The sequence below is a fragment of the Prevotella sp. HMSC073D09 genome (assembly GCF_001814145.1).
Lineage (GTDB): Bacteria > Bacteroidota > Bacteroidia > Bacteroidales > Bacteroidaceae > Prevotella > Prevotella conceptionensis.
In genome coordinates this window covers 38,265-46,715 of sequence record NZ_KV815060.1, presented here as the reverse complement: position 1 = coordinate 46,715, position 8,451 = coordinate 38,265, and the positions used below count along the sequence as shown (strand labels likewise).

Below are 8,451 nucleotides of genomic sequence, written 5' to 3'. Positions count from 1 at the left end.
GAAAACGCACTTTTCGAGGAACGAGAAAAGAAGGAGTGCTTGTTGGTGAAGAAACTCCCTGTTTAAACACTGCAAATCCCTTGGATAAGTGCTGTTACAAGGGCAAAAGAGTTGCTAATGCTCTTGGAGTTTACTGCTTACAAATCGCGTGGTTGGACATTATTCTTAGCGTAAAATTTGTTTTTCTCCGCATATAGCGTTAACTTTGCAAAGTCGTTAGGAAGAAAACGCCATCTAATTTTGCCAGTTTGGTTGTACCTTGTGTACGACAAGGGCAGGGTAGGGCGGTACTTTCGCGCGACGCTCATTATTATTAAAAGATAAGGATATGAAGAAATTGGTATTGCTTTCAATGATGCTTTTTGCATTTGTTGGATTTGCTGTGGCACAGCAACAGGCAGAAATTAAATTTGATAAGATTACCCATAACTTTGGTACTTTCAGTGAAAAGAACCCTGTTCAGGAATGCACCTTCACCTTTACCAATGTAGGAAAGACCCCCCTTGTCATCAACGAGGCCACGGCTAGCTGTGGCTGCACTGTCCCCTCGTACCCCAAAACGCCCATTAAACCAGGTGAAAAGGGCGAAGTGAAAGTTGTTTATAATGGCAAGAACATGTTTCCTGGCCACTTTAAGAAAACCATCACTATCCGTACCAACGGCGTTACTGAAATGACACGCATCTATGTGGAAGGTGTTATGGAAGAGGCGAAGTAACTAAACGGCAGACGAACGTTTTCGTTAAGCCAAATGAACAATGTCGAGCTTGCTCGAACATCGTCATGGCGAGAAAACGCACTTTTCGAGGAACGAGAAAAGAACGGTTTTCGTTAAGCCAAATGAACAAAGTCGAGCTTGCTCGTAAATTGTCATGGTGAGAAAACGTACTTTTCAAGGAACGAAAAAGAACGAAATTGGTAGGCTATAAAACGCTACACGGACAAAGATTGTTCTGTAAGCGAATTTTATAGGATTAGCCCTAAATTATAAGGTGTTTAAAGCGTGGCTTTAAGCACCTTTTTTTGTAACTTTGCACCATTATGCAACTCGAAATACTCTCACAGTCCGATTCTAATACCTTGAACGGATTGATACAAGTGGCAAACAACATCGTGATTTGCTGCCATAAGTCGCCCGATGGAGATGCTATCGGCTCTTCATTGGCGTGGGCCGAATACCTCCGGCAAGTGGGTAAGAAACCGCTCATCATCGTTCCCGACGCTTTTCCCGATTTCCTTAAATGGCTGCCAGGCGTAGAAAAGGTGATGCGTTACGACAAACACACCGCCATTTGCAAAGAACGTATTGCCGAGGCAGACCTTATTTTCTGCCTAGACTTTAATGCAACGAACCGAGTTGACGACATGCAGCACGCCTTGGAGACCGCCACGGCCCAGCGAGTTGTGTTCGATCATCACCTCAACCCGCAGATGGATGCTTGCCTGATGGTGTCGTTGCCGCAGATGAGCAGCACCTGCGAAATCGTGTTCCGCATCGTTTGGCAGCTCGGAGGTTTCGAAATGTTCAGTAGGCAAGCCGCCATTGCCGTGTATTGTGGCATGATGACCGACACGGGAGGCTTTACTTATAACTCCACTCGCCCCGAAATATATGTCATTATCGGGCATTTGCTGACCAAAGGGTTTGATAAAGACAAGGTATATCGCAACGTTTACAACAATTATAGCTCGTGGGCCATCCGTTTCCGCGGCTACCTGATGAGCCAAAAACTCAATGTGCTGAACGAACTTAACGCCTCGTACTTTTGCATTACGCGCCAAGACATGAAAAATTTTCATTTCGTTAAGGGCGATGCCGAAGGGCTTGTTAACGAGCCTTTGCGTATAAAAGGGCAGAAATTGGTTATTTCGTTGCGCGAAGACACCGACAAAGACAACCTCATTTTGGTAAGCCTGCGTTCGGTGGACGACTTTCCTTGCAACGAGATGGCGGAGCGTTTCTTCAATGGCGGCGGCCATCTCAATGCCAGTGGGGGTAAGCTTTTCTGTTCGATGAGCGAGGCCGAGCGCGTTGTTCGCGATGCCATCATGGCCTATTCGGGGCGTTTGCGGGCTTGACCAACGTCGTTTTCGCGGTTTTGGTGTGGCATTAAGGTTGCTTCGCGGCATCCGCTTTGCCCCCGACATGTGAGATTTGGACGGCCAACAGATGTGTAAAAATCCAAAAATACGAGGCCGTACATCCCGAAAACGTAATATTTTTATTATCTTTGCAGCATTGTGGACGAAGTGTAGCCCAATGTTCTTGGTGGAACGAATGGCTGTAACGGCAGTCTGCAACCTCATCATATAAAACTTAAACGACGAATGAAGAAATTGTTCTTTTCTCTTTTCCTCTTGGCGGGCGCGCTCTCGTGGCAATCGTGTAGCAGGTACGAAACCTATGCCGACCAAGTGGAATCAGAACGAAACGCCATCAGTAATTACATCACGAAGAAGAACATCAAAGTTATTAGCGAAAGCGAATTTGTTGCAAACGGTGAGACTACCGACACGGCTAAGAACGAATATGTGCTCTTTGAGAGTTCGGGCGTGTATATGCAAATCGTACATAAGGGTGTAGGTAGGAAGATTGAAAAGGGCGAACGCATGAATGTGACGTGCAGGTTCAGCGAAAGAAACTTGCTTACCGATAGTCTTGAACTTTCTAGTTTCCATCCGCGTTTTAGCGCTTGGCTTGATAGAATGGACGTTACAAACACTTCTGGCACGTTCACCGCAAGCTTTAATGGTAAGGGTGGACTGATGTACGTGGCGCGCCAACGCACTAATGGGACGGCAGTTCCTTCTGGTTGGCTCACGCCTTTCTCCTATATATTGCTCGACAGGTTTTCTTCTTCCGAAGAGGCAGGTGCTCGCGTTCGCCTAATCGTACCCCACGACCGAGGTCATGGGGCGGCCGTGAATGGCGTGATACCTTATTTTTATGAGTTAGAATTGAGCAAGGCACGATAAAAACATAATTTGGTAATGACACTAATTAAATCTATTTCAGGCATCCGCGGTACAATTGGCGGAGGGGTTGGTGACACACTCAACCCGTTAGACATCGTTAAGTTTACTTCGGCATACGCCACTTTCATTCGTCAAAACATGCCTAAGGGCAACAACACAATCGTTGTTGGCCGCGATGCGCGCATTTCTGGCGAGATGGTTAAGAACATTGTGTGTGGTACGCTCATGGGAATGGGCTTTGACGTGCTGAACATCGGGCTGGCCACAACGCCTACTACCGAGTTGGCTGTTACTATGGCAGGAGCCGATGGGGGAATAATTATCACCGCAAGTCATAATCCACGTCAATGGAACGCATTGAAACTACTAAACAATAAAGGTGAGTTTCTTACGGCCGAAGATGGCGCAGAGCTTTTGAAAATAGCTGATAAGGGCGACTTTACCTATGCGGATGTAGACCACTTAGGCCATTATACCGAGGACGATAGTTTCGACCAACGTCACATTGATAGTGTGTTGGCGTTAAAGTTGGTTGATGCCGATGCCATTCGTAAGGCTGGATTTAAGGTCGTGGTCGATACGGTAAACAGCGTGGGAGGTGTTATTCTGCCCAAACTGCTCGACCAATTAGGTGTGAAATACACCATGCTCAACGACCAACCAACGGGAGATTTCGCCCATAACCCTGAACCTTTGGAGAAAAATCTAACCGAGATTATGACCGAGGTAAAGAATGGAAACTACGATATGGGTATCGTAGTAGACCCCGATGTGGACCGTTTGGTGTTTATTTGTGAAGACGGAAAGATGTTCGGCGAAGAGTACACGCTGGTTAGTGTGGCCGACTATGTATTGTCGCAAACACCAGGCAACACCGTGTCTAACCTCAGTTCCACTCGTGCCCTGCGCGATGTTACCCTCAAACACGGCGGTCAATACACGGCTGCGGCTGTTGGCGAGGTGAACGTAACCACGCAGATGAAGGCCGTTAATGCTGTTATCGGCGGTGAAGGTAATGGTGGAGTAATCTATCCTGAGAGCCATTATGGGCGCGATGCTTTGGTTGGTATCGCCCTTTTCCTTAGCAATTTGGCCCACAAGGGCTGCAAGGTGAGCGAACTGCGCGCCACTTATCCCAACTATTTTATCGCCAAAAACCGCATCGACCTCACGCCGTCTACCGATGTAGATGCTATTTTGGAGCGTGTAAAAGAACTATATAAAGACGAGCAAGTGAACGATATTGATGGCGTAAAGATAGACTTTGCCGACAAATGGGTGCACTTGCGCAAGAGCAATACCGAGCCTATCATCCGCGTTTATAGCGAGGCTGCAACGATGGAAGATGCTGATGCAATCGGTAAAAAGCTGATGCAGGTGGTTTACGACATGAGTAAATAGCCCAAACAAGGTTTTGACAACTTACGCATCGCAACGGGTTGCGCACATCTAATAGCCCGTTTGCGGTTCGGAAAGTAAGTTATATAAACGCCGCTTTCACTCTTCATGGCATGCTATCTGTTTTAGGTACGCGTTGCGGAAGGGCGAAAGCGGCGTTTTTGTGTATGTATTAGCCATGTGTTTCGTTGCACGAACGATGACAATTGTGCGCAGCGAACCACATAAACCTCTCTCGATACGCCGTATTTTCTGCTCAATTCGCAACCTTTGTTTATGCCCCAGTCATTGGTCTTCTACCACAACTAATGCTGTTTTGCACGCATTATCTTCTTTCCAATGCTCAAAAACTAGCCTCTAATCGCTTGAAATTAAGACCATAAATTGCTGTTTTCCCCTTTTTTTCGTACTTTTGCAGCTAGTATTCGCTCCACTCGTGGCATTCATCTCGTGTCTAAGGCATGGGATATAGAGGGGGCACACACGTCTATTTACATTATTCGAAACAAAACAATTATGGGATTATTTTCCTCAATATTCAAAAGACAAGCCGACAAATCGAAGTCGGGTGGCATGGAAGACTACATGACTTTGGTGCGAGTTTACTTCCAAGCAACCCTTGCAGCCAACTTGGGTATAACCAATTTGGCCATGCTTCCCGATTTGAGAACGTACAAAACAACCTTGCGCATACCAACGCAGAACAATAAGTTGGGCCTTGGTGAAAAGGCGCATTGCCGCAAGATGTTGAAAGAACTGTATAAAACCGACGAGGGTTTCTTTAAGGAAATAGATGCCAGCATTAGGAAAAACTGCCACAAGCTGCAAGATGTGCAGGTGTACTTGATACAATTCCAGAACTTCACACAAGACCTCATGATGCTCATGGGCAATCTCATGAAGTTTAAGTTGCGTTTGCCCTCGTTCTTCAAGAAGGCCATTTACACCATGACGCAACGCACCATCAACGACATTTTCAACAAGAACGATTTCTCGGATGCAGGTGTGTTGAAAACCGTTGCCTCCATCAGGCAATATAATAAAAGGCTTGGATTTAGCCAAAAGTGGGTAACAGACTTCGTTTTCCAAGTGGTAATGCTGGCCAAGAAAGAGCCGCGCCCCGACGAAAAAGCCAAGTAAGCCACACTTTCGGGGCAAGAAAAGGCCATTCCTCGCTGTCGTCTTTTGGCTTTCCACGCTCGCATAACGGGGTGTTTACGTGGCATATTAGCCCATTGATGCAGCTTAATTACATTTTTACAAGATGTAACAGGTTGAAAATTTGCGCCATCCAAATAAATAAGTTAAATTTGTAGTCAAATTGGTGTTTAATTATGGATGCAAACGAATTCACATTGTCGCTGTTTACCACACGGCTGCGCCAGCTACTTCTCCAATATAAAGAATTGGAGAAGAAGAATGCTGAGCTACAGACGATGATTGATGAGCGCGATGCCCGAATAAAGGAACTGGACGACAGTTTGCAATCTGTTTACAAAAGCTACGACAGCCTGAAAATGGCTAAGATGGTTGAAATCACCGACGGCGACATGGAGTCGGCCCAGAAAAGGCTCTCCAAACTCATTAGAGATGTGAACAGATGTATCACACTTCTAAGCGAAAATAGCATTGACAATGGCTGATAACAAAAAAGACTTCTTCAAGATAACGCTCAATGTATACGACAGGTCGATACCTGTTAACTGCTCACGAGAAGACGAAGAGAAGTATCGCAAGAGTGCAAAGCTCATTACCGACCTTGTGAACTTCTACTCGGCTAGGTATGCAGGCAAGAAAAGCGATATTGACATTCTCTACATGGTACTCATAGACATTGCTATGCGTTACCACAATGCGGACGAACACAACGACGTTGAGCCGTTGATGGATAGCCTTAAAGGGCTTGCCGCAGAGATTGAAGAGACTTTGGGCATCGAGCCAACGTCTGTTTAAGCTGTTTTCTTTTCCGAGTTTTATTGCCTTATGGCAACTTTCGCCAAGGTGTTCGCCCCATAAACACCAAAAGAGAACAGAACAAAAACATTACATAATCAATATAAATCTGTATGATAGAAACGATAATCGCTGCCGCCGTTGCACTTGTTTTAGGGTGCTTTGTTGGCTATCTCCTTTTTAGATACGTCATTAAGGGACAGTATAACGAGATGATAGAAAACGCTAACAAAGAGGCGGAAGTGCTGAAAGAGAAAAAATTGCTCGAAGTTAAAGAGAAATTCCTCAATAAGAAAAGCGAGTTGGAAAAGGAAGTGCAAATCCGCAACCAACGTATTCAGCAAAACGAGAACAAGCTTAAACAGCGCGAGATTTCGCTTAACCAACGCCAAGACGAGTTGGCACGCCGCAAACAAGAGGTGGAACAAAACCAACAGCGCGTGGATAACGAGAAAAAACTGCTGAATATCAAGCAAGAGGAACTCGAAAAGATGCAAAGTCAGGAACGTTTGAAACTCGAAGAGCTGTCGGGACTTAGCGCAGACGAGGCCAAGGAACGACTTATCGAGAGCTTAAAAGACGAAGCGAGGACCGACGCAGCTAGCTATATCAACGAGATTATCGACGAGGCTAAACTCAATGCCAACCAACAGGCCAAGAAGATTGTTATACAAACCATTCAACGTGTGGCTACCGAAACGGCAATTGAGAACTCGGTGAGCGTATTTCACATCGACAACGACGAGGTGAAAGGTCGCATCATCGGTCGCGAAGGCCGTAACATACGTGCTTTGGAGGCTGCCACAGGTGTTGAAATAGTTGTAGACGACACGCCCGAGGCCATCGTTATATCGGCTTTCGACCCCGTTCGCCGCGAGGTTTGCCGTCTTGCCCTTCACCAACTTGTTGCCGATGGCCGTATTCACCCTGCCCGAATAGAGGAGGTTGTGGCCAAGGTGAAGAAACAATTGGAAAACGAAATCATTGAGACGGGTAAGCGTACAGCCATCGACTTGGGTATTCATGGCTTGCACCCAGAACTTATTCGCATTGTAGGAAAGATGAAGTACCGTTCGTCTTACGGACAGAACCTCTTGCAACATGCACGCGAAACGGCCAACCTTTGTGCCGTTATGGCCTCAGAGTTGGGACTAAATCCCAAAAAGGCAAAGCGTGCAGGTCTGTTACACGACATTGGAAAAGTACCCGATGAGGAAAGCGAATTGCCCCACGCCCTTTATGGTGCCAAGATTGCCGAGAAGTATAAGGAGAAACCCGACATCTGCAACGCTATTGGCGCACACCACGATGAGATAGAAATGAATACCTTGTTGGCACCCATTGTGCAAGTGTGCGATGCCATTTCGGGTGCTCGTCCAGGTGCACGTCGCGAGATTGTTGAGGCCTACATCAAGCGTCTCAACGACTTGGAGGCTATTGCCATGAGCTACCCTGGCGTTACCAAAACCTACGCCATACAGGCGGGTAGAGAGCTACGTGTTATCGTTGGTGCCGACAAGATGGACGATGCTGAGAGCGAGAAACTAAGCGGCGAGATTGCAACAAAGATTCAAAACGAGATGACTTACCCCGGACAAGTGAAGATTACCGTTATACGCGAAACGCGTTCTGTGGCCTTTGCCAAGTAATTTTCGTCCACCATGGGTGGCTCGTCAAGCCCATATATAATAAGGTGTGCCGCGTGGCACACCTTATTTTGTTTTCTGGCTATCTGTTTTCAAGCTCTTTTCATTTTGGTAAGTCCCCAAATACGCTCCATTTTCTTGCCTTGTTTTGTCCGCTTTTTAGTATGATATTTAACATTATGAGTGCCCTTTCCGTCTACCAATTGCCAACCTTGCCCCAAAAAATCGATTCTAGCGGAGGATGGTTTTGGTACGAAATAGGGTTAGCATGTGAATGCTGCAAAATGAATTTTTATTTAAAAACACCGCCATACGCACTCGTTTTTGGGCTATTTGCTGCTAAATGGAGTGCGTTTTGGTGCAAAACAGAGTGCGTTTTGGTGCTAAATGGAGTGCGTTTTGGTGCAAAATGGAGTGTGTTTTGCTGCAAAACGCAAGGTGTTTTGGTGCTAAATGCAGTGCAAAATGCTGCAAAATG

Annotated in this window: 10 protein-coding genes; all 10 read left to right on the top strand. The window is 46.2% G+C overall.

Features of this window, described 5'->3' with window-relative positions:
- Window positions 1–197 (top strand): hypothetical protein (locus HMPREF2955_RS16480; RefSeq protein ID WP_210401269.1); only part of this gene is annotated, 197 nt, incomplete at its 5' end.
- A gap of 131 nt (window positions 198–328) precedes the next feature.
- A complete protein-coding gene (locus tag HMPREF2955_RS03795; protein ID WP_009230063.1) occupies window positions 329–718 on the top strand; it encodes a DUF1573 domain-containing protein in 390 nt (129 codons plus the stop codon).
- A 323-nt stretch (window positions 719–1,041) separates the two neighbouring features.
- Window positions 1,042–2,079 (top strand): DHH family phosphoesterase, encoded by a 1,038-nt coding sequence (locus HMPREF2955_RS03790; protein ID WP_070721160.1) that lies wholly within the window; start codon window positions 1,042–1,044, stop codon window positions 2,077–2,079.
- 249 nt (window positions 2,080–2,328) lie between these two features.
- A complete protein-coding gene (locus HMPREF2955_RS03785) occupies window positions 2,329–2,976 on the top strand; it encodes a BamK family beta-barrel-assembly machinery protein (protein ID WP_070721157.1) in 648 nt (215 codons plus the stop codon).
- Window positions 2,977–2,991: 15 nt separating this feature from the next.
- Window positions 2,992–4,377, top strand: coding sequence for a phosphoglucosamine mutase (gene glmM / locus HMPREF2955_RS03780; protein ID WP_070721153.1), 1,386 nt, complete (start codon window positions 2,992–2,994; stop codon window positions 4,375–4,377).
- 513 nt (window positions 4,378–4,890) lie between these two features.
- Complete coding sequence (locus tag HMPREF2955_RS03775; RefSeq protein WP_070721151.1) at window positions 4,891–5,514, top strand: hypothetical protein; 624 nt, start codon at window positions 4,891–4,893, stop codon at window positions 5,512–5,514.
- A gap of 194 nt (window positions 5,515–5,708) precedes the next feature.
- Window positions 5,709–6,017: a hypothetical protein gene (locus HMPREF2955_RS03770; RefSeq protein WP_009230058.1), complete on the top strand. Its 309-nt coding sequence runs from the start codon at window positions 5,709–5,711 to the stop codon at window positions 6,015–6,017.
- Window positions 6,010–6,327 carry a cell division protein ZapA gene (locus HMPREF2955_RS03765; RefSeq protein WP_009230057.1) on the top strand — a complete coding sequence of 106 codons (318 nt, stop codon included), beginning with the start codon at window positions 6,010–6,012 and terminating at the stop codon, window positions 6,325–6,327. The genes HMPREF2955_RS03770 and HMPREF2955_RS03765 overlap by 8 nt, the downstream gene beginning before the upstream one ends.
- 113 nt (window positions 6,328–6,440) lie before the next feature.
- A complete protein-coding gene (gene rny / locus HMPREF2955_RS03760; protein WP_009230056.1) occupies window positions 6,441–7,976 on the top strand; it encodes a ribonuclease Y in 1,536 nt (511 codons plus the stop codon).
- 176 nt (window positions 7,977–8,152) lie between these two features.
- Window positions 8,153–8,451, top strand: a 299-nt coding sequence (locus tag HMPREF2955_RS15645) for a hypothetical protein (protein WP_139145472.1), incomplete at its 3' end; no start/stop codon positions are given.